Annotated in this window: 16 protein-coding genes and 1 other RNA gene; 15 read left to right on the forward strand and 2 right to left on the reverse strand. The window is 39.1% G+C overall.

What is annotated here, in order from left to right; genetic code table 11:
- Positions 1-14: 14 nt before the first annotated feature.
- The 6 genes from BUA02_RS07615 (at position 15) to smpB (ending at position 7,391) form a co-directional block, all read left to right on the forward strand.
- Entirely contained in the window at positions 15-1,736 is a 1,722-nt protein-coding gene (locus BUA02_RS07615; protein WP_072702381.1) for a DUF4153 domain-containing protein, read from the forward strand.
- 30 nt (positions 1,737-1,766) lie between these two features.
- Complete coding sequence (locus BUA02_RS07620; protein ID WP_072702384.1) at positions 1,767-2,357, forward strand: hypothetical protein; 591 nt, start codon at positions 1,767-1,769, stop codon at positions 2,355-2,357.
- Positions 2,358-2,481: 124 nt separating this feature from the next.
- Complete coding sequence (gene gpmI / locus BUA02_RS07625; protein WP_071176218.1) at positions 2,482-4,029, forward strand: 2,3-bisphosphoglycerate-independent phosphoglycerate mutase; 1,548 nt, start codon at positions 2,482-2,484, stop codon at positions 4,027-4,029.
- Positions 4,030-4,116: 87 nt separating this feature from the next.
- Positions 4,117-4,359 (forward strand): preprotein translocase subunit SecG, encoded by a 243-nt coding sequence (gene secG / locus BUA02_RS07630; protein ID WP_072702387.1) that lies wholly within the window; start codon positions 4,117-4,119, stop codon positions 4,357-4,359.
- A gap of 83 nt (positions 4,360-4,442) precedes the next feature.
- Positions 4,443-6,902 (forward strand): ribonuclease R, encoded by a 2,460-nt coding sequence (gene rnr, locus BUA02_RS07635; RefSeq protein ID WP_072702389.1) that lies wholly within the window; start codon positions 4,443-4,445, stop codon positions 6,900-6,902.
- An 18-nt stretch (positions 6,903-6,920) separates the two neighbouring features.
- A complete protein-coding gene (gene smpB, locus BUA02_RS07640) occupies positions 6,921-7,391 on the forward strand; it encodes an SsrA-binding protein SmpB (RefSeq protein ID WP_071176215.1) in 471 nt (156 codons plus the stop codon).
- A 34-nt stretch (positions 7,392-7,425) separates the two neighbouring features.
- Here the strand turns inward: smpB and BUA02_RS07645 are convergent, their stop codons facing one another.
- Positions 7,426-8,604 carry an acyltransferase family protein gene (locus BUA02_RS07645; protein WP_072702392.1) on the reverse strand — a complete coding sequence of 393 codons (1,179 nt, stop codon included), beginning with the start codon at positions 8,602-8,604 and terminating at the stop codon, positions 7,426-7,428.
- A gap of 203 nt (positions 8,605-8,807) precedes the next feature.
- On the opposite strand from BUA02_RS07645, the gene ssrA reads away from it, so the two are divergent.
- From ssrA to glmS, 3 genes are all read left to right on the forward strand, one after another.
- Positions 8,808-9,163: a transfer-messenger RNA gene (ssrA, locus tag BUA02_RS07650) on the forward strand.
- 119 nt (positions 9,164-9,282) lie between these two features.
- Positions 9,283-10,086 carry a glutamate 5-kinase gene (gene proB / locus BUA02_RS07655; RefSeq protein ID WP_071176213.1) on the forward strand — a complete coding sequence of 268 codons (804 nt, stop codon included), beginning with the start codon at positions 9,283-9,285 and terminating at the stop codon, positions 10,084-10,086.
- 78 nt (positions 10,087-10,164) lie between these two features.
- Positions 10,165-12,033: a glutamine--fructose-6-phosphate transaminase (isomerizing) gene (gene glmS / locus BUA02_RS07660; RefSeq protein WP_072702395.1), complete on the forward strand. Its 1,869-nt coding sequence runs from the start codon at positions 10,165-10,167 to the stop codon at positions 12,031-12,033.
- A gap of 58 nt (positions 12,034-12,091) precedes the next feature.
- Here the strand turns inward: glmS and BUA02_RS07665 are convergent, their stop codons facing one another.
- Positions 12,092-12,664 (reverse strand): hypothetical protein, encoded by a 573-nt coding sequence (locus tag BUA02_RS07665; protein WP_072702398.1) that lies wholly within the window; start codon positions 12,662-12,664, stop codon positions 12,092-12,094.
- A 168-nt stretch (positions 12,665-12,832) separates the two neighbouring features.
- Here BUA02_RS07665 and BUA02_RS07670 point away from each other — a divergent pair, with 168 nt between their 5' ends.
- The 6 genes from BUA02_RS07670 to gltA all read left to right on the forward strand — a co-directional run bounded on the left by BUA02_RS07670 (position 12,833) and on the right by gltA (position 22,082).
- On the forward strand, positions 12,833-15,676 hold the full coding sequence (locus BUA02_RS07670) for an FtsK/SpoIIIE family DNA translocase (RefSeq protein WP_072702401.1): 2,844 nt from the start codon (positions 12,833-12,835) through the stop codon (positions 15,674-15,676).
- 6 nt (positions 15,677-15,682) lie between these two features.
- The gene (locus BUA02_RS07675) at positions 15,683-17,353 is read left to right on the forward strand and encodes a formate--tetrahydrofolate ligase (protein WP_072702470.1); all 1,671 of its coding nucleotides are present in this window, start codon (positions 15,683-15,685) and stop codon (positions 17,351-17,353) included.
- A 15-nt stretch (positions 17,354-17,368) separates the two neighbouring features.
- On the forward strand, positions 17,369-18,229 hold the full coding sequence (folD, locus tag BUA02_RS07680) for a bifunctional methylenetetrahydrofolate dehydrogenase/methenyltetrahydrofolate cyclohydrolase FolD (RefSeq protein WP_072702404.1): 861 nt from the start codon (positions 17,369-17,371) through the stop codon (positions 18,227-18,229).
- A gap of 13 nt (positions 18,230-18,242) precedes the next feature.
- Positions 18,243-19,691, forward strand: coding sequence for a chitobiase/beta-hexosaminidase C-terminal domain-containing protein (locus BUA02_RS07685; protein WP_072702407.1), 1,449 nt, complete (start codon positions 18,243-18,245; stop codon positions 19,689-19,691).
- A gap of 100 nt (positions 19,692-19,791) precedes the next feature.
- A complete protein-coding gene (locus tag BUA02_RS07690) occupies positions 19,792-20,667 on the forward strand; it encodes a sulfide/dihydroorotate dehydrogenase-like FAD/NAD-binding protein (RefSeq protein ID WP_071176206.1) in 876 nt (291 codons plus the stop codon).
- Positions 20,668-20,696: 29 nt separating this feature from the next.
- The gene (gene gltA / locus BUA02_RS07695) at positions 20,697-22,082 is read left to right on the forward strand and encodes an NADPH-dependent glutamate synthase (protein ID WP_072702410.1); all 1,386 of its coding nucleotides are present in this window, start codon (positions 20,697-20,699) and stop codon (positions 22,080-22,082) included.
- The last annotated feature ends 95 nt before the right edge of the window (positions 22,083-22,177 follow it).

The raw sequence follows: 22,177 nt of genomic DNA on the forward strand, positions 1-22,177 counted from the left end.
CAAAAGGAGAGTATATGTCGGGACTAAAGAAATTAAAGCAGATTTACTTTGATATCATCAAAGAGCATAAGTTTTCCTTTGTCACTGTTTTATTGGCGTTTGTCATTGCTACAGTCTTGTATGGTTATGGACACTCGAATTATGATTCTTATTCTATTTTTCTATCTACGTTCCTTATTTTTTCAGCTTTTGGAATAGTTTTATGTGAGACAATACATAAGTTTAAAAAGGCTTATGATCCTGAGTACGGGAATAAGAAGAAAAAATATATTATCTTATATACAACTATTTTAGTTGTGTCTATTGGTATTTCTCTTGCAAATACTCTTTGCAATAATATCATCGAAAATGAAGTTATAAGAGAGATTTCTGAGGATTATTGCCTGTTTTATATAATAAGCGCGGTCTTACTTTCTATATATTTCTTTTATAAAAAAAGCGGTGAAAAATTTGAAACATATATTGCTAAAGCTTTTTGCAGCATGGTAAAGGCTCAGGTTGTTTACATGATCCTGGCAATTGGCTTTCTTATTCTTATCGGGATTGTCGATTCTCTTTTATTTGATTCCTATGAGATTTATCTGATTGAAAGAGTTGAGCTCATGTTAGTTGGGCTTGTTGAGTTTCCATGTCTTTTAGCAGGCTTTTCTAAGACTTCTGAAGAACTTGATAAATTCTGCAAAGCACTTTTTTCGTATGTGTTCATGGCTCTTTTAGGTATTGCATATGTGATCATTTATGCTTATATCATTAAGATCGTCGTTACATGGACATTCCCATCAAATGAGGTGTTCTCGATCCTTACAGGACTCTTTGTATGTTCTGTTTCAGCGTGGTTTCTTGCTCTTGGTTCCAATAAAGAGAGCATGGAAAAGACAGTAAACATAATGCACTATGCATTTATTCCTTTTATTGTGCTTCAGATAATGTGCCTTTCTATGAGAGTATCTGAGTATGGCTTTACGGCTTCTAGATATTTTGGTATGGCACTTATTGTTTTTGAGATCATATATATTATTTTCCATGCTATATCAAGCATAAAGAAATGGGATAAAAACTATTACATTCTCTATATGGGTATGATCGCTGCATTTATTGTGTTTATTATGCCTTTTGTCAACGTTAATAGCGTGGTATTTATGTCTCAGAAAGCTAGAATCGAACAATACTTTAAACTTGGAGATGCTGCAGAGCTTGAAGATATTGAGGAAGCTAAAAGTGCATTTAGGATGCTTGAACGAAATGGCGGATTAGCAGCTAAAAGATATATTGAAAAGAATCTAACTGATGAACAGGTTGAGGAACTATCTGGAGAAGAAAGGAGCGTTCCTACTGATGATTTCTCTGTTTCTGCATTTAGCAATTATACCTCTTATGATGTGAGTTCTTACAAAACGTTGTATTTTGTTGATGAAGATCTTGGAGACAGGTATTATACAGATCTTGATCTTAGTAAAGTACCTATTTATGCATATGATTTTGGTAATGACGCTGATGAAGAGATCATAGGATATGCTGACCTTAGTGACATTGTAAATGAGATTTCTAAGCTTCAACAAAATGCTGATAAGAATAATTCTATGGAATATCAGAATCAGCTTGGAAATGTAATTGACGCTTATGTTCCGCTTTCTGATGGAGGAGTTTTAAAGATCACTAATCTTGTAGTTCGAGGCGATCATCTTGCGGAGAATCCGATCGAATCTATCAGCATTGAAGGTTATGTATTCAAGTAATATATGTATATATTTTGGGAGTTTTCTTAAATGAATATTGGGTATAAAAAATACATAGCTGGATTATTGATAAGTATTATCATGTGGGCCATGACAGCTTGCTCTGGCGGAGAATATAAGGTCCAAAATGAAGAAAACGCTTTGGAAGTATATAGATGCTCAGATGATAACATGCTTGGGCTTGAAAAAGCTGTTGTATTTGAGGATAAGGTGATCATCGTTTTTGATAAAAGCATAAATGACCGCTATAAGTATGGACACATTGCTAATACAATAGACTTGGGTATAGATAGGGCCTATGGTCATGTTTCTTTATCAAATGTTACTGGTTCATGCACAGGCGTAGATTCTATAGACATTGTTGATGGAAGATATGTAGTAACACTTAGCTATTCCTATGAAAAATACATTGTTGATCCTAATGAGCCATGCGAAGTCGTAGGAGCTGGTGTTTCTGATGCTGATATCAGGTTTAATAATGGAAATCTGGAACTTAGCTATTCAATTTCAGGCGGAGAATGCGAAGAAGTATTTGTACAGACATATGAGAAAAAAGCTGCAAAGTGGAGCTCTGCAGAAAAAGAAGAATACCTCTTCCCTTTGGAATCTTCTATGGAATAATAAACATAATCTAACTTTTTTGTTAAATGCTTGTCAGATGGTAATTACATGAGCTATACTATGCAAGGAAAGTTTTAATTATCAATGTTTTTAACGCCTTGAGCGTAGAATGGAGGATATATAAATGAGAGGTTCTAAGCCTACAGTTCTTTTGATCCTTGATGGATATGGACTTAATGATAACCCAGAGGGAAATGCTATTGCTATGGCAAAGACTCCAGTAATGGATGGTCTTATGAAGGATTATCCTTTTGTTAAGGGATATGCTTCTGGTCTTGCAGTTGGACTTCCTGATGGACAGATGGGTAACTCAGAGGTTGGTCACATGAATATGGGTGCTGGCCGTATCGTATATCAGGAGCTTACTAGAATCACAAAGTCTATTGAGGATGGCGACTTCTTCACAAATGAAGGACTTATGGCAGCTATCTATAACTGCAAAGAAAAGAATTCAGCCCTTCATCTGTATGGCCTTGTATCTGACGGTGGTGTACACAGCCACATTACACATATTTATGGACTTTTAGAGCTTGCAAAGAAGAACGGCCTTAACAAGGTATACGTTCACTGCTTCCTTGATGGAAGAGATACTCCACCAGAAAGTGGTATCGACTTTGTTCAGCAGCTTGAAGACAAGATGAAGGAACTTGGCGTAGGTGAGATCGCTTCTATTTCTGGTCGTTACTATGCTATGGATAGAGATAACAACTATGACCGTGTTGAGATTGCTTACAACGCACTTACAAAGGGCGAGGGCAACAAGGCAAACAGCGCACACGAGTGCATGGTTGAGTCTTACAAGAACGGCAAGACAGATGAGTTCGTTATTCCTACAGTTATCATGAAGAATGGTGCTCCTGTAGCAACAGTTAAGGATGGCGATTCAGTTATCTTCTTTAACTTCCGCCCTGACAGAGCAAGAGAGATCACACATTGCTTCTGCGATGATGAGTTTGATAAATTTAACAGAGGTAACAGATTAGATGTTACTTATGTTTGCTTCACAGATTACGATCCACTTATTCCTAACAAGGAAGTTGCATTCAAGAAGGTACTTCTCAATAATACATTTGGTGAGTGGCTTGCAGCAAAGGGAATGAAGCAGGCACGTATCGCTGAGACAGAGAAGTATGCGCATGTAACATTCTTCTTTAATGGTGGCGTTGAGCAGCCAAATGAAGGTGAGGACAGAGTACTTGTTAATTCACCTAAGGATGTTGCTACATATGACCTTAAGCCTCAGATGAGCGCTCCTGAAGTATGCGAGAAGATCGTTAATGCTATCAATTCACAGAAATATGATGTTATCATCGCAAACTTTGCTAATCCTGATATGGTTGGACACACAGGTGTTATTCCAGCTGCTGTAAAGGCTATTGAAGTAGTAGATGAGTGCGTTGGTAAGGTTGTTGATGCTGTTAAGGCTCAGAATGGTACAATGTTTATCTGTGCTGATCACGGCAATGCAGATATGATGATCGATTATGAGACAGGTGAGCCATGGACAGCTCATACTACAAATCCTGTTCCATTTATCCTTGTTAACTATGATGAGGCTTATACTCTTAAGGAAGGCGGATGCCTTGCTGATATCATTCCTACACTTATCGAGTGCATGGGTGAAGAGCAGCCTGCTGAGATGACAGGTAAGTCTTTATTGATAAAAAAGTAATTTTATGATATATTATTACGTGCTTGTGACTTTACGATTTTCAAGCAAGTAATTATATTGACAGTTGTACTGGGAGGGATTTATTTCGTGAGTACTTTAGCTTATTTTGTTGGTGTATGTTTTATTATAATTTGTGCCGCTTTGGTTGTACTTGTACTTGCACAGGAAGGTAAGAACCAGGGCCTCGGAGCTATTCAGGGTACAGTAGAAAACACATACTGGGGCAAGAACAAAGGCCGTTCAAGAGAAGGAATTCTTAAGAAGGTTACTGTATTTTTATCAGTTGTTTTTGTTATTCTCAGTGTAGTTCTTAACATGAATTTGTTCTGATCAGATATTCTAGTATTTGCATTTATGAAAGGCACTCTAGTTTTTAGAGTGCCTTTTTTTACACAGATGATTAAGAGGATTTTATGAGCAAAGGCAAGAAGCTTAAAAGAGTAGAAGAAAATTTATATGGAGCAGGCAAGAAAAAAACTGACAAATATATAGTTGGCCAGTTTATCTCTAATCCTAGAGGATTTGGATTTGTTGAAGTTGAAGGCCTGGAAGAGGATATCTTTATTCCCGAAGAATATGTTCATGGAGCTTTCCATACTGACACAGTTGAAGTTGAGCTTTTATCTGAGCAGACAGGTAAGAGGCAGGAAGGCCGAATCAGGAACATATTAGTAAGAGGAATGGAAGAACTTGTTGGAACCTATCAGGCTGAGAAGAATTTTGGCTTTGTGGTTCCTGACAATTCCAAGGTCTTAAGTGATATTTTCATTCCAATTGAGCACAGTGGAAAAGCTGTTACAGGTGATAAGGTTGTTGTAAAGCTTACTGATTATGGTAATCAGGCCCTTAGAAAAAAGCCTGAAGGGAAGGTTACACAGGTAATTGGCAATATCAATGATCCTGGAGTTGATATTTTATCTATAGTAAAAGGCTTTGATATTCCTTACGAGTTTCCTGAAAAGGTCATAAATCAGGCAAATAGATGCCCGGACCAGATATCAGAAGCCGATATGTATGGAAGAGAAGATCTTAGAGATGTTCAGATGGTGACTATTGATGGCGAAGATGCCAAAGACCTGGATGATGCAGTTAGTCTTTATATTGACGAAAATGGGCTATATCATCTTGGAGTTCACATTGCTGATGTAACCAATTATGTACAGGAAAGCTCTGCCCTTGATAGAGAAGCTCTTAAGAGGGGAACCAGTGTTTATCTTGTGGACAGAGTAATACCAATGCTTCCTCATAGACTTTCTAATGGTATCTGTTCTCTTAATCATGGTGAAGACAGACTGGCTCTTAGCTGTCTTATGACAATTGATAAAAATGGCGGAATAATAGACCATCAGATAGTAGAATCAGTTATCAATGTAAATGAGAGAATGTCCTATACAAGTGTTGCCAAGATACTTGAAGAAAAAGATGAAGCTGAGATTGAGAAATACAAAGAGCTTGTACCAATGTTTCAGGAGATGGCAGAACTTTCTGCGATTCTTAGAAAGAAAAGAGAAGACAAGGGATCTATTGATTTTGATTTCCCTGAGACTAAGATAATACTTGATAGTGAGGGAAATCCTATAGACATAGTACCTCACGAGAGAAATGTAGCAACAAAGCTTATTGAGGACTTTATGCTTGCAGCTAATGAAACTGTGGCTGAGCACTTTTTCTTTTTACAAAGTCCATTTGTATATCGTATTCATGAGCAGCCTGATCCTGAGAAGATTTCTACTTTGTCTGCTTTTATAAGCAATTTTGGACTTCATATCAGAACCAGGAAAGATACTGGTGTCAGGCCAAAAGAACTACAGAAACTCCTAAAAGGAATAGAAGGAACCAAGGAAGAAGCTGTTATCAGCAGAATGGCATTAAGAAGCATGATGCAGGCCAAGTATAGTACCGAATGTCTTGGACATTTTGGACTTGCATTTGATTATTATTGCCACTTTACTTCACCTATAAGAAGGTATCCGGATCTTCAGATCCATAGAATCATTAAGGATCACTTAAGGGGAAGGATGACAGAAGCAAAGGCGTCTCACTATGAAGAGATCCTTGATGAAGTATGCAAGCATTCTTCAGAGACTGAAAGACGGGCAGAAGAGGCTGAAAGAGAAACGGATAAGCTCAAGAAGGCTCAGTATATGGAAAATCACATAGGTGAACGTTTTGAAGGGATTGTATCCGGTGTCACAGCATGGGGACTGTTTGTTGAGCTTGAAAATTCCTGTGAAGGAATCGTAAGAGCAGCTTCAATGAATGATGATTTCTATGTTTATGATGATAATTCCATGAAGCTTGTCGGAGAGAGTACTCACAAGGAATACAGCCTGGGACAGAAGGTCATGGTCAAGGTTGTTGGTGCTGATAGAATAGCCAAGACTATAGATTTCAGACTTGTAAGTGACAATGATGACGATGATGAGTTTGATGAGAATGTCTATGACAGCTATATAGATATTCCTAAGGCCAAGAAAATTTCTGATGAGAGATCAAGAAAGATAAAGAAGCTTGGTGCTATCGCAAGAGGCGAAGAGACTGAATATACTTCTGAAAAGAAGGAAAAGAAGGCATCTGGTAGATCCTCTAAGAAAGAATCAAAGAAAGCGGATAAAAACTCTGGAAGACTTGTAGAATATAACGGAGAGATGATAGACTTATCTGAGTATGAACCTGACTCTGTAACGGGAGGATTTAGGAAAAAGCGCAGTAAGTCCGATAAGCTTTCTACTTCAAAAAGAGGTAAGAGATCAGGTAGTAGTGATTCTGAAAAGAAATCTACACGCAAGGTTTATAAGGTACATAAGTATAAGAAATCTGCCACAAGTAAGGCTGCTAGAAGCGCCCAGGGCAAAGGCAGAAAGAGAAAATAATTATTATAAAGGTGTATTATGGCAGAAGATAACAAGGCTAGAAAGCTTGTAGCTAATAACAAAAAAGCATATCACGACTACTTCATAGAAGAGAAATATGAAGCTGGAATAGAGCTCTTTGGAACTGAGGTTAAGTCTATAAGACAGGGAAAGTGCAGTATTAAAGAGGCTTGGATCAGCATTGATAAGGGAGAAGCCTTTATCATGGGCATGAATGTAAGCCCTTATGAGAAGGGTAATATCTTTAACAAGGATCCTCTTAGAGTTAAGAGACTTCTTTTGCACAAGGCTGAGATCAGAAAGCTTGAACAGCAAAAGCAGGTTCAGGGTTATACTCTTGTTCCGCTTGAAGTGTACTTCAAAAATGGTAAAGTAAAGGTTGAAGTGGGACTTGCTAAAGGTAAAAAGCTCTATGATAAGAGAGCAGATATGGCCAAGAAAGACCAGCAAAGAGAAGCACTTAGAGACTATAAAGTTAGCTTACGATAAAGAAATGGGACAGGCTCATCACCTGTCCCTTGTTTTATGCTATCTTTTTGTTTTTGGAATCTTCGTTTCTTTTTCCAAGTCCTAAGATCCAGGTGTGGAGCTTCTTTAGTAGTACGGCTGAGGGGATTCCTAAGATAAATACAAGGACTACATAAAGAAATACGTTTTTGATAGGAAATGGCGATTTTACTACATTGCAGAACTGATGGTCAAACATCTCAACGAAAATACCGTGAATAAGGTAAAATTCAAGGGTTATGGTACCCATAAAAGCAAGGAATTTATTGCCTATTTTGAGTTTCATACCAATTAGTAATACGGCTATAGTAAATACAAATGTGACTAGCATTTCTGATGAAAGGCCGATCATCTTGTGATATGGGTAGTCTGGTAAAAATTCCATGTAGTACCCGTGGAACATCAGCACAAATTTAGAAAAACGGTAAGCTGGATATACTCCAAGTACAAATACAGCCAGATAAAGATAATAGAATTTCCTTATGTGCCTTATTATAGGTGTTTCAAATTTGGCAAATATGATTCCTACAGGGAAAAGATGAACGCAATTGTACCACCATTCACCGCGGATCCAGAAATCGTTGTGCAAAAGATAACAAGATCCAAACATATAGAGAAGCACAAAGGCAGTAACAGCAGCTACTGCAAGGCCATCTTTTTTGATGAACTTAAATGCCAGATAAAATGCCAGGTAGAAAAATGGAAGAACTATAACATACCAGGTATTTGGATTGCAGAGCTTGATGCTTGTCAAATAAAAGAATACAAGCTTTCCATCCATCTTTTCACCTAATATAAGCCTTGCAATAAAGAATATGATAGTAGTTGTATAAAGAGCTAAAACTACAGGCAATATTCTTCTTTTGATAAAGCCCTTAAGGTAATTGTCTTTTGAATGAAAGCTCTTATAAACGCCGTATCCATTAAAGAAAAGAAATACTGCTACATACATAAAGCCCATGGGCTCAAAAAGATCAAGACCATGAATAATTCTTGTCTTTGGTGTGAGCCATGATGCACAGGTCTTTTGACCGATGTGATGGAGCATGATGCAAAGGGCCAGAAAACCTTGAAGAGCCTTGGTCTGCTCTAAAGACAAGAACTCATCATTAAATTTGCCCTTTCCGTAGAATTTGCTATGCCACAAAAGAATCAGTGGCATAATGATGTAGACTGAGTAAACTAGTTTATTCATACACTATACCTCCATAGATGTAATCCCCATAATCATCATAGTATCTGCGAGTTTTATAAACAAACGAAATACTACTAAGTTATTCTCATTTATTGCTATATTTTGAAAAAATAATCAAAAAACTAAACTGTTGGTATATTGTCTTTTTGGTCTTTTAACGATATACTAAGTAAGCACCTTAAAGGGGCATAACAATTTAATATGGGTTAGTAAAGGTTTCGACAGGGATTTTGAAGCTGGAGAAGCTATCCGCAGGACGGTGCGTCAAACCTCAAATTAAAATTAAACGCTAACGATAATTTAGCTTACGCTGCCTAAGTGCAGCATGTCAGCCTAAGTGCACCTACACATTTAGTAACTGGCATCAAACTTTGTAGGAAACGACATAGCTTAAGCTTTGCGGCTATGGTCGTATTATGAAGCTACCTTTTGTTTGTAGTTGTCAATTACCGCAGACAGAAGGGAACGGAAGTGCAGAACTTCGAAATAATTGACTACGATAGTAGAAGTACAGGGGATGAATTTTTGGACGCGGGTTCGACTCCCGCCTAATCCACTATACAAAGAGCAGAGAGTTTTAACCTCTGCTCTTTATTCATGTCTATGGATTTTTATATTGCGCAAATGCGTTTTTAGATATAATATTGAAGATGATTTAACGAATTAAAGGGGTAAATTATGAGCGTTAGTAAGAAGAGAATAGTGGTAAAAGTAGGAACTTCCACAATTACTAATAGTGAAGGAAATATTGATATCAGATCGCTTGATCATTTATGCAGAGCCTTGGCTGGTGTTGAGAATATGGGGTATGATCTTGTACTTGTATCTTCTGGTGCCATAGCAGTTGGAGCAGGTAAGATGAGGCTTTCACAGAAGCCAAAAGAAATCAGAATGAAGCAGGCTGCAGCTGCAGTAGGCCAGACTGAACTTATGCATCTGTATGATAAGTTTTTTGGTGAATACGGCAGAATGGTTGGCCAGATCCTTCTTGATAACGAAGATATTGCAAATCCTACCAGGTCGGAAAATCTCAAGAATACATTTGAAGCTCTTTTAGAAAATCATATTATTCCTATCGTTAATGAAAATGACTCTGTAACTCACGCAGAGATTGAATCAGAGAAAAAGCTCTTTTCAGATAATGATATGTTATCAGCATTTGTTGCAGTATTCTGTAATGCTTGTAAGCTTATTATCTTCTCAGATATAGATGGCCTTTATGATGGTAACCCAAGTACTGATCCAAATGCCAAGCTTATCAGCAGAGTAGAAGAAATAACTACAGAACTTAAGAGTATTGCCTCAGGTTCTGGATCTAACAGAGGTACAGGCGGCATGATCACTAAATTAGAAGCTGCTGAATATGCCACAGCTCATGGCATTGATGTTCTTGTTACCAATGGCAAAAATCCTGAAAAATTATATGATATCATTGAAAAAAAGAAGGTAGGTACCTTGTTTGTAGCAAAGGCAAATTCATAAAGGATTTGCCTTTTTTAGACTTTCGTTTTATCATTAGAAAAGTTGAATTTTCTAAAAACCTTAAAGAAAGGGAACTTTATGTGCGGAATAGTTGGATTTATCGGAAAGCATCAGGCAGCTCCTATACTGCTTGAAGGACTTTCTAAACTAGAATATAGAGGATATGATTCTGCTGGTATTGCAGTTAGAGATGGCAGCAACAAGGCAGAGGTAGTTAAAGCAGTTGGAAGACTTAAGAACCTTGAAGAGAAGACTGACAATGGACAGAGCGTTGTTGGATGCTGTGGTATCGGTCATACAAGATGGGCTACACACGGTAGTCCTTCACAGATCAATGCTCATCCTCATGTATCAGGCAATTGTACAGGTTCTGCTTCAGGTACTGTTGAGTCTGAGGTAGTCGGTGTACATAACGGTATCATCGAGAACTATCAGGAACTTAAAGAGAAGCTTCTTAAGAACGGATATCAGTTCTATAGTGATACAGATACTGAGGTTGTTATCAAGCTTGTAGATTATTATTACAAGAAGTATAAGGTTGGACCTATCGATGCTCTTGCTAAGACTATGGTCAGAGTTCGTGGATCATATGCATTAGAGGTGATGTTTGCAGATTATCCAGATGAGATCTATGTTGCAAGAAAAGATAGCCCAATGATCATCGGAACATCTGGAGATGAGACATTTGTTGCTTCTGACGTTCCAGCTATCCTCAGTCATACAAGAAACGTTTATTACATTGGAAATAACGAAATGGCAAGACTTATGGCTGGTAAGGTTGAGTTCTATGACCTTAACGGTGATATTATTGAGAAAGAGCTTGTAGAGATCAAATTCTCTGCAGAGGCTGCTGAAAGAGGCGGATTCGAGCACTTCATGATGAAAGAGATCCATGAGCAGCCAACAGCTATTAAGAATACAATTGGTTCACTTGTATCAGACAAAGCCATTGACCTTTCAAAGATCGAACTTGATGACGAGACTATCAAAGATATTTCAAACATCACTATCGTAGCTTGTGGTTCAGCATGGCACGTAGGTATGGCAGCTCAGTATGTATTTGAAGAACTTAGCGGCATTCCAGTAAGAGTAGAGCTTGCATCTGAGTTTAGATACAGAGGACCTATCCTTGACAAGAATACACTTGTAATTGTTATATCTCAGTCAGGTGAGACAGCTGATACACTTGCTGCACTTCGTGAAGCAAAGGAAAGAGGAGTTAAGACTCTTGCTATCGTAAATGTAGTTGGTTCTTCTATTGCTCGTGAAGCTGATTATGTATTATATACACTTGCTGGACCTGAGATTTCAGTTGCTACAACAAAGGCTTACAGCTGCCAGCTTGTAGTTACATATCTTCTTGCTCTTCAGTTTGCATTTGTAAGAGGCAAGCTTGAACAGAAGGATTATGAGAACTATATTTCAGAAATAGAGAGGATCCCTGAGTGCATTCAGAAGATCCTTGATGATAAAGAGAGAATTCAGTGGTTTGCTTCTAAGATTGCTAACTCAAAGGATATCTTTTTCATTGGAAGAGGTATCGATTATGCCATCGGTCTTGAGGGAAGCCTTAAGATGAAGGAAATTTCTTATATCCACTCAGAGGCATATGCTGCTGGTGAGCTCAAACACGGTACTATCAGCCTTATTGAGGATGGAACATTAGTGATCGGTATCCTTTGCCAGGATAACCTCTATGAGAAGACAATCTCTAACATGGTTGAGTGTAAGTCAAGAGGAGCATTCCTTATGGGACTTGCACCATATGGAAGATATGAGATAGAAGACACAGCAGACTTTGTAACTTACGTTCCAAAGATGGACAAGCACTTTATCGGATCACTTGCTGTTATTCCGCTTCAGCTTCTTGGATATTATGTATCTGTTGCTAGAGGTCTTGACGTTGATAAGCCAAGAAACCTTGCAAAGAGCGTAACAGTAGAATAAGACAAAAATAAAACCTGAGATCATATGATCTCAGGTTTTTGGTTATGTTAAAAAGCAATTAATTTGCGCTGTCATGGAACTTATCATAGATTTCTGAAAGGTAAGTTTTAACGATCTGTATGTTTGCCATTTTGCGAAGATCGTGATTACCCATCATTACAGCGATTTCATCAGCTAAAAGAAGCATATTGTAGATGCTGAGCTTGAATTCATCTCTGGTAATTTCGTTGATGTTAACTTCCATAAGTGGTGAGCCAAGCTTAAGTGTGATGTTCTCATCTGCGATTCCTGTAAGCATCTTGTGCGTATCAGGATCAAAGTTAACATAGAGGATGAGCTTTTCTTTTTCATGCTTTTTAAGTGTCTCAGCTGTCTGATGAGATGTCTCAAGCCATTCATAAAGATCAGCTTCATCAGGATTCATAAGGTACTTGGTAAGCTCTTCTCTGTGCTTCTCAACGTACTGAAGATACTTGCTGGCATTTGGACCAGTATAAGCAAGTTCAACCTTAACGCCGTTATCTGTCTTAACAAGACGGCATTTGCCTGCTACATCTTTTATTTTAAGAGTGGTTTCAGTTGTTCCGACCATTTTAAATGTGCCAGTTTCTAATTCCTGTTTAAATTCCATTTTTTTCTCCTATTTGATTATTTTTGCAATGAAGTTTTTGGTCATAACATATAAAACTTAATCCCCAAAACTGCTTAAGTTCTCATAGTTAAAATCAGTTGATAGTATAGCATAAACACACAGAAAATGGTATACTTATAAGGATTTTGTATGAAATAAGGGGAAGACATGGCACAACAAACAAAGGGGAGAAAAAAGTCAAATAATTCTAATAGAGCAAATTCTAGATCAAGGAGTAGAAGTACTTCAAGACCTGTCACAAGACAGGATGAGGAATTTGATTATTCTCTAAAGAGTGAGCTTATCGTGATCGTAATGATCGCTCTGACTATTTTCCTGTTTTTATGTAATTTTGGTATATGCGGCGATTTTGGCAACGCTGTTAGTAGTATCTTATTTGGACTATTTGGAATCACAGCATATGTGGCACCACTTATCATGTTGGGAGCAGTAGTTATTGGCATTGCAAACTTTGGTAATAGTGCATCCATTCGCAAGATTGTTTCTGGAATAGTTATCTTTTTGGTAATTGGTATAATTGCAGACCTTATTACAGGAAGGCCTCAGAATCTTACTACCTATGACATTCCATATATCTTTGATCAGGCCAGAAGTGCCAGAAATGGCGGTGGTTTCTTTGCAGGTACTTTGGCATATTTTCTTTATAAGTACTTATCTTTTGCGGGAACTGCATTGCTTCTGTTAGTGATCGGTATTGCAAGTGTGGTTGTATTTACTGAGCAGTCATTTGTGGGCGGCCTCAAGAAGGGTAGCAGAAAGATCATCGAGCGTACTAGAGAGGATGCAGCCAATTATAGAGAATTTGCTGAGAAGCGCAGAGAAAAGATGGAACAAAGACGCGCTGAGATTGAAGAAGAAAAGCGTCTTATGATAGAGCAGAAGGAAGATGCCAAGATCCTTCGCATGGAAAAGAATGTTCGAGGAGTAAGTCTTGATACAACCCTTAAGGAAGAAGACCTTGAGGAGGATAATGTTGAAGAAATTAAGATTCATGATGAGCAGGAATCAGTTAAGAAGAATGTATTTATTCCTGATGAGGATGAGTTCCATGATGATATTCATGAGATTACCCTCAATAAGGGAATTGAAACTGATATTGAGCCTGATGGACAGAGAGTTCTTAGAACTGAACCAACCATTCATGGAATGGGTTATGACGAGCCATATGAAGAAAACTATGAAAGTGATGAGATGGAGGAATTTGCTCCTTCCTTTGAACATGAAGAGGTTCATGCTGATGAGCCTATCTTGCTTTCTACTTCAGGAAAGCTTGTTGCAACAGCGCCAAAGGAAGAGATAGAAGAGGATATACTTCCTGACGTTCCTATTCATGCTGAAGATATTGGAAATGGAATGAATGGTGAGTATTCTATTCACGCTCAGGAGCATATTTCAAGAAGCCCCTCAGCTTCTTCAAAGATTTCTTCAAGTGCTACAACATCAAGTCATGTAATAAATGCATCTGGCCCGGTTACAACTAGTCCAGGCATGGAAAAAGAAATAGAGAAGCACAAAAAGTCACTTCCAAAGAAGTACGTTTTTCCTCCTGTATCTCTTCTTGAGAAGGGTGAGAAAAATAAAAACTCTGACTCAGCAAGGCAGCTAAAAGAGACAGCTCTTAAGCTTCAGGAGACACTAAAGACCTTTGGAGTTAATGTTACTGTTACAGATATAAGTCAGGGACCTTCTGTTACAAGATTTGAACTTCAGCCAGAGGCCGGAGTAAGAGTAAATAAGATCGTTGGACTTGCTGATGATATCAAGATGAATCTTGCTGCCAAGGATATCAGAATTGAAGCTCCTATTCCTGGTAAGGCGGCTGTTGGTATTGAGGTTCCAAACAAAGAGAACCAGATGGTTGCCTTTAGAGATCTTATAGAATCCAAGGAATATAAGGAGTTTTCATCAAAACTTGCCTTTGCAGTTGGTAAGGACATTGCTGGTAAGACAGTTGTTACTGATATTGCCAAGATGCCACACCTTCTTATAGCTGGTGCTACAGGCTCAGGTAAATCTGTATGTATCAATACGATCATCATGAGTATCATCTACAAAGCTAAGCCGGAGGAAGTCCAGATGATCATGATCGATCCTAAGATTGTTGAGCTTAGCGTTTATAATGGAATTCCTCACTTGATGATCCCTGTTGTAACAGATCCTAAAAAGGCTGCGGCAGCTCTTAACTGGGCAGTTGCAGAGATGACAAACAGATACAAGAAATTTGCAGAAGCAGGAGTTAGAGATCTTAAGGGATATAACAAACTTGCTGAAAAGAGCGATGATCCGGATATGTCAGTAATGCCTCAGATAGTCGTTATCGTAGATGAGCTTGCTGATCTTATGATGGTTTCTGCCAGTGAAGTTGAAGATGCTATCTGCAGACTTACACAGCTGGCAAGAGCTGCTGGAATACATCTTATTATTGCCACACAGAGACCTTCTGTTGATGTTATCACAGGTCTTATCAAGGCTAACATGCCAAGCCGAGTTGCCTTTGCAGTATCAAGTGGTGTTGATTCAAGAACAATTCTTGATATCAACGGTGCTGAGAAGCTTCTTGGTAAAGGAGATATGCTATTTTACCCTCAGGGATACACCAAGCCAGCCAGAGTCCAAGGCGCGTTTGTATCTGACAAAGAGGTTCAAGATGTTACAGATTTCCTTAGAAATCAGGACATTGATACAGGTTATGGCGAAGAGATCGAGAAGCAGATCCAAAATTTCCAGAGCTTCTCGGGATCAGGTAGCGCAAGCGGTGACCCAGGGTCTGATAGGGATGAGTATTTTGCTGAAGCAGGCAGATTCATCATCGAAAAAGAAAAGGCATCTATTGGAATGCTTCAACGAGTGTTCAAGATTGGCTTTAACAGAGCAGCCAGGATCATGGATCAGCTCTGCGAAGCAGGTGTCGTAGGTGATGAAGAAGGTACTAAGCCAAGAAAGATACTTATGACAATGGAACAGTTTGAGGAGATGTTAGGAGGAGAGTAAATGGCAGTGAAAAGTGATATCGAGATCGCACAGGAAGCAAAGATGCTTCATATCAGAGATGTAGCAGGTTCTATAGGTATTCAGGAAGATGATCTTGAATTCTATGGCAAATATAAGGCAAAACTTACAGAAGAATACCTCAAAAAAGCTGAAAGCAACAAGAAAGGAAAACTTATTCTTGTTACAGCTATTAACCCAACTCCAGCAGGAGAAGGAAAGACCACTACAAGCGTAGGTCTTGGCGATGCACTCAACAGACTTGGATACAAGACAGTGATCGCTCTTAGAGAACCTTCCCTTGGACCATGCTTTGGTATTAAGGGTGGTGCAGCTGGCGGCGGATATGCTCAGGTTGTTCCAATGGAAGACCTTAACCTTCATTTTACTGGTGATTTTCACGCTATCACTTCTGCTAATAACCTTTTAGCAGCTCTTTTAGATAATCATATTCAGCAGGGAAATGAACTCCAGATCGATACCAGACAGATCATCTGGAAAAGGGCTGAAGATATGAATGACAGAGCTCTCAGAAATATTGTTGTAGGCCTTGGCGCAAAGGCTGACGGTGTTCCAAGAGAAGATCATTTTGTTATCACAGTAGCTTCTGAGATCATGGCAATCCTTTGCCTTGCAAGTGATATGGATGATCTCAAGAAGAGACTTTCAAAGATCATAGTTGCTTATAACTTTAAAGGTGAGCCTGTAACTGCAGGTGACCTTCAGGCTGTTGGAGCTATGGCAGCTCTTTTAAAGGATGCAATCAAGCCTAACCTTGTTCAGACTCTTGAGCATACACCAGTTATCGTTCATGGCGGACCATTTGCTAATATTGCACACGGATGTAACTCTGTTAGAGCAACTAAGACAGCTCTTGGAATTGCTGATTATACAGTAACTGAGGCAGGATTTGGTGCTGACCTTGGAGCCGAGAAATTCCTTGATATCAAGTGCCGAATTGCAGGTCTTAAGCCTGACGCAGTTGTTCTTGTAGCAACCATTAGAGCTCTTAAGTATAACGGAGGTGTACCAAAAACAGAGCTTTCAAATGAAAACCTTGAAGCTTTGAAGAAGGGTATCGTTAACCTTGAGAAGCATATTGAGAACATACAGCAGTATGGTGTTCCTGTTGTTGTAACACTTAATGCATTTATTACAGATACAGAAGCTGAAAAAGACTTCGTTAAGAAGTTCTGTGAGGAGAGAGGATGCAAATTTGCTCTTTCTGAAGTATGGGAAAAAGGTGGAGCCGGTGGAGAGGATCTTGCTAAGGCAGTTATCGATACTATCGAAAATAAGCCAAGTAACTATGCTCCAATTTATCCGGATAATCTTTCTCTTAAAGAGAAGATCGAAACAGTTGCTACTAAGATTTATGGTGCTGATGGCGTAATATTTGCTGGACCAGCCAGCAAGCAGCTTGCCAAGATTGAAGAAATGGGCTTTGGCAATCTTCCAGTATGCATGGCCAAGACTCAGTATTCTCTTTCTGATGATCCATCACTTCTTGGTAGACCAAAGGATTATAAGATCACTGTTAGAGAAGCCTATGTATCAGCAGGCGCTGGATTTGTAGTAGCTCTTACAGGTACTATCATGACAATGCCAGGACTTCCAAAACATCCTGCAGCATACGACATCGATGTAGATGCATCTGGAAAGATTACAGGATTGTTCTAAAATGAAAGGTTAATTATGAGCGCTCAGATTATAGATGGAAAATTAATATCAGGACAGATCAAGGATGAGCTTAAAGAAAAGACAGCTCTTTTGAAAGAAAAAGGCATAGAAGTAACTCTTGCAGTTATTCTTGTGGGCGCTGATCCTGCCTCACAGGTATATGTACGTAATAAAAAGAGAGCATGTGAGTATATTGGCTACAGATCTTTGTCCTACGAGCTCCCAGAAGATACTTCTGAGGAAGAGCTCCTTAAACTTATTGATGAATTGAATGGCAGAAAGGATGTAGATGGAATTCTTGTTCAAATGCCACTTCCAAAGCACATTGATGAAAAGAAGGTCACTCTTGCGATAAGTCCTGATAAGGACGTAGATGGTTTCCATCCTATGAACGTTGGTGCTCTTTGTGTAGGAGACAAAGGCTTTGTATCATGTACTCCAGCTGGAATCATACAGCTTCTTAAAAGAGGTGTTGATGGTTTTGACATTTCCGGAAAAGAGTGTGTAATTGTCGGCAGATCCAATATTGTTGGTAAGCCAATGGCTCTTTTGATGCTTAGGGAAAATGCAACAGTGACAATAGCTCACTCAAGGACCAAGAATCTTGAAGAGGTTTGTAAGAGAGCAGATATCATAATAGCAGCAGTTGGCAAGGCTGGCATGATCACAAAAGATCATGTTAAACCTGGAGCAGTTGTCATTGATGTTGGCATCAATAGAGGCGAAGATGGTAAGCTTTGCGGAGATGTTAAATTTGATGAGGTATCAGAGATTGCAAGTGCCATAACACCTGTTCCGGGCGGCGTTGGTCCTATGACCATAGCTATGCTCATGCACAATTGTTATGAAGCTGCCATCATGCATATGAATTCCTAAGAGGATTTGGCCTATGAAATGTCCAAATTGTGGCAAAGAAATACCTGAAGGACATATGTACTGTGACGACTGTGGAACGGAGATAAACATTGTCCCGGATTTCGAGCCGGAAGTTGAAAATGAAATAAATATCAGTTTGTCAGGTCTGGCAGATGAGCTTAATAAGGATGCAAGGAAGAAGCTTTTGAGAAAAGAAAAGATCCAGAATTTCTTTATTATCCTAAAAGCTCATTGGAAAGTTGCTGCTATTGGTGTTGCTTCAGTTGTTGGCCTTGTGCTTTTCGTTGTCTTTTTAGCGTCCTACAATGACAGATCATCAAATTATTACATGGGCCTTGCGGAGAATTCCAAGGCTGCAGGTAATATGGATCAGGCAATAGTTTATCTAAAGCGTGGTATGGCTGAAAATCCAGGTAATTCAGAGCTGGTTTTTAGATTATCTGATTATTACATGGAAGCTGAGATGCCTGATGAAGCAGTAGAAACCTTGAAGACGATCACCACCTCTGACAGGTTTGCTGATGATATAGTGATAACAGCTTATGAAGGCATTATTTCAATCTATAAGCAAACAGGTGAGTTTAACAAGATAACTGAAGTTTTATCAGATACTAATAACGAAATAGTATCTGCTTTAAGAGCAAAATATGTGCCGGGCAGTCCTATCATGTTACCTGAAAGCGGCACATATGAGGGAATTGTTCAGATTAAGATAATTACAAGTGATAATCAGAACAATCCAATTTACTACACAGTAAATGGCGATGTACCAAACACCGATAGTATTCTATACGAAGGTGAGATTGCCATAGAAACTGACGGTGAATACAATATTAAGGCAATATGTGTTAATGACTACGGAATCTTTAGTCCTGTTACGGAGTGCAACTATGTACTTGAAAAGGGAGCTCCTGTAGCGCCTGAGATCATGGAGCCAAGTGGTGATTATAATCAGAACACCATGATAGTTGCAGTGGCAGAGCAGGGGTACACCATTTTCTATACTACAGATGGAAGCAACCCTACTATGGAGTCCAAGCAATATATTTCACCTATTACTATGCCGGTTGGAACTTCTCATTTTAAGTTTGCTACTTTTGATCAGGATGGCAATTCAAGTGAGATCGTAGAAAGAGATTATCATCTGGTATTTACAAGACTTGTTTCTACCGAGCAGGCTGTAAATAGCCTTGTAAGTACACTTGTAAGACTTGATATTTTGCTCGATACTTCAGGTAAAGTCAGAGGTGTAGAGGGACATAATGAATATATTTACAACTCAGAGATAGAGATCCAGGGTGCAGGTGAATATTATGTCATCATAGAAAATCATGTTTCTAATGATGGAAAGTCGACACCTACAGGTCTTATGTATGCTGTTAATACTCATGATGGCACGGTCAATAGACTTGGCTATGACTCAAGTGGCAAATATACGCTCATAACCATTTCTAACAGATAAAAACAATTTAACGCTTTACCAATTTAAATTATGAATTGAAATTTTTAGGTTTATCATTTATCATGTACTAGGTAATTACATTTTTTGTAGGAGGATGACTATGTTCAAGATTTTAGAGGCTAATGAGCTCACTACGAACATTTATCAGATGATCGTTGAAGCTCCACGTGTGGCAGAGGCGTGCTTACCAGGCCAGTTTCTTATTATACGTGTTGATGAAGAGGGAGAGAGAATTCCTCTTACTATCTGTGATTATGACAGAGAAAAGGGAACTGTTGAGATTGTTGTTCAGGCTATCGGTGCAGAGACTCATTTACTTTCAAAATTAAAGGCTGGAGATCATCTTGCAGATGTGGTTGGACCTCTTGGTAAACCTTCAGATCTTTGTGAAGAAAGCATTGAAGATCTTAAGAAAAAGAAGATCGTATTCATTGCCGGTGGTGTTGGAACTGCTCCAGTATATCCTCAGGCTAAATGGCTTAAGGAACATGGTGTAGATTGCGATGTTATCATAGGTGCCAAGAATAAGGATCTTGTTATCTTAGAGGATAGATTCAAAAAGGTATGTAATTTGCATGTTACAACTGATGACGGATCATATGGCAGAAGCGGTATGGTTACAAAGGCTCTTCAGGATCTTTGGGATGAAGGCAACAAATATGATCACTGCGTAGCAATAGGACCAATGATCATGATGAAATTCGTATGCAAGCTTACACAGGAACTTGGTATTCCTACAGTTGTAAGCATGAACCCTATAATGGTAGATGGAACAGGAATGTGCGGAGCTTGCCGTTTAACTGTTGATGGACAGGTTAAATTCGCTTGCGTTGACGGACCTGAGTTTGACGGACACAAGGTTGATTTTGATCAGGCTATGAACCGTATGAAACTTTATAAGACAGAAGAGGGCAGACTTCTTCTTAAGGCTCAGGAAGGTGATACTCACCACGGCGGATGCGGAAATTGTGATTAATGTAAGCGAAACAGATAGGAGAAAAACAGATGGATGGATTTGTAAGAGTTCCTGTTCGTGAGCAGGATGCTAAAGTGCGTGCTACTAATTTCAAAGAAGTATGCCTTGGATATAACAAAGAAGAAGCAGAGAAAGAGGCTGTAAGATGCCTTAACTGTAAGAACCCACAGTGTGTACAGGGATGTCCTGTATCAATCAATATCCCAGCTTTCATTCAGCAGGTTAAGACTGGTGATGTTGAGGGTGCATATCAGACAATCAGTAAATCAAGCGCTCTTCCAGCTGTATGCGGACGTGTTTGTCCTCAGGAAAGCCAGTGCGAAGGTAAGTGCGTAAGAGGAATCAAAGGTGACGCTGTTTCAATTGGTAAGCTTGAGAGATACGTTGCTGATACTGCAAGAGAGATGGGTATTTTGCCTGAGGGAGCAAAGGAAAAGAAAGGCAAGAAGGTTGCAGTTATTGGTTCAGGTCCTTCTGGTCTTACATGTGCCGGAGACCTTGCTAAGATGGGCTATGATGTAACAATCTTTGAGGCTCTTCATGAGGCAGGCGGAGTACTTGTTTATGGTATTCCTGAGTTCCGTCTTCCTAAGGAAGCAGTAGTTAAGAAGGAAATCGAGAACGTTAAATCTCTTGGCGTTAAGCTTGAGACAGACGTCGTTATAGGTAAGTCAGTTACTATCGATGATCTTATGGAAAAAGAAGGCTTTGAAGCGGTATTTATTGGATCAGGTGCAGGACTTCCAAGATTCATGAATATTCCTGGTGAGCAGGCAATGGGTGTATTCTCAGCCAATGAGTTCCTTACAAGAAGTAACCTCATGAAGGCATTTGATGAGAATTCACGTACACCTATCATGAGACCTAAGAAGTGCGTTGTAGTTGGTGGCGGTAACGTTGCTATGGACGCAGCAAGAACAGCTCTTAGACTTGGAGCAGAAGTTCATGTTGTTTATAGACGTGGTGAGGAAGAGCTTCCTGCACGTAAAGAAGAAGTTGGACATGCAAAGGAAGAGGGAATCATCTTTGATCTTCTTACAAACCCTGTTGAGATCCATGCAGATGAGAATGGCTGGGTAACAGGTATCACTTGCATCAGAATGGAGCTTGGTGAGCCTGATGAGTCAGGAAGAAGAAGCCCAGTTGAGGTTCCTGGTTCTGAGTTTGAGATCGAGTGTGATGCAGTTATCATGTCACTTGGTACATCACCTAACCCTCTTATTTCTTCAACAACAAAGGGACTTGAGACCAACCGCAGAAAATGTATCGTTGCAGAAGAGGCTACAGGTCAGACATCTAAGCCAGGTGTATTTGCTGGTGGAGATGCTGTTACAGGAGCAGCAACAGTTATCCTTGCTATGGGAGCTGGTAAAGCTGCTGCGAAGGGTATTGATGAGTATCTTTCAAATAAATGATCTTTATAAAGCACAAAAGTCTGGTCCATGTGACCAGACTTTTTTTCTACAAAAAATCTTAAGAAATTTCGTAGGTAAATCTTAAGATTTAGGAA

This window comes from Butyrivibrio hungatei DSM 14810, assembly GCF_900143205.1.
GTDB lineage: Bacteria > Bacillota > Clostridia > Lachnospirales > Lachnospiraceae > Butyrivibrio > Butyrivibrio hungatei.

Excerpts from the sequence above, each read along its gene's own strand:
- BUA02_RS07665 (WP_072702398.1), bottom strand. The coding sequence starts at position 12,664 with ATGGAATTTAAACAGGAATTAGAAACTGGCACATTTAAAATGGTCGGA.
- BUA02_RS07685 (WP_072702407.1), top strand. The coding sequence starts at position 18,243 with ATGAAATGTCCAAATTGTGGCAAAGAAATACCTGAAGGACATATGTAC.
- BUA02_RS07690 (WP_071176206.1), top strand. The coding sequence starts at position 19,792 with ATGTTCAAGATTTTAGAGGCTAATGAGCTCACTACGAACATTTATCAG.
- rnr (WP_072702389.1), top strand. The coding sequence starts at position 4,443 with ATGAGCAAAGGCAAGAAGCTTAAAAGAGTAGAAGAAAATTTATATGGA.
- BUA02_RS07615 (WP_072702381.1), top strand. The coding sequence starts at position 15 with ATGTCGGGACTAAAGAAATTAAAGCAGATTTACTTTGATATCATCAAA.
- smpB (WP_071176215.1), top strand. The coding sequence starts at position 6,921 with ATGGCAGAAGATAACAAGGCTAGAAAGCTTGTAGCTAATAACAAAAAA.
- proB (WP_071176213.1), top strand. The coding sequence starts at position 9,283 with ATGAGCGTTAGTAAGAAGAGAATAGTGGTAAAAGTAGGAACTTCCACA.
- glmS (WP_072702395.1), top strand. The coding sequence starts at position 10,165 with ATGTGCGGAATAGTTGGATTTATCGGAAAGCATCAGGCAGCTCCTATA.
- gltA (WP_072702410.1), top strand. The coding sequence starts at position 20,697 with ATGGATGGATTTGTAAGAGTTCCTGTTCGTGAGCAGGATGCTAAAGTG.
- BUA02_RS07620 (WP_072702384.1), top strand. The coding sequence starts at position 1,767 with ATGAATATTGGGTATAAAAAATACATAGCTGGATTATTGATAAGTATT.
- gpmI (WP_071176218.1), top strand. The coding sequence starts at position 2,482 with ATGAGAGGTTCTAAGCCTACAGTTCTTTTGATCCTTGATGGATATGGA.
- folD (WP_072702404.1), top strand. The coding sequence starts at position 17,369 with ATGAGCGCTCAGATTATAGATGGAAAATTAATATCAGGACAGATCAAG.
- BUA02_RS07670 (WP_072702401.1), top strand. The coding sequence starts at position 12,833 with ATGGCACAACAAACAAAGGGGAGAAAAAAGTCAAATAATTCTAATAGA.
- BUA02_RS07645 (WP_072702392.1), bottom strand. The coding sequence starts at position 8,604 with ATGAATAAACTAGTTTACTCAGTCTACATCATTATGCCACTGATTCTT.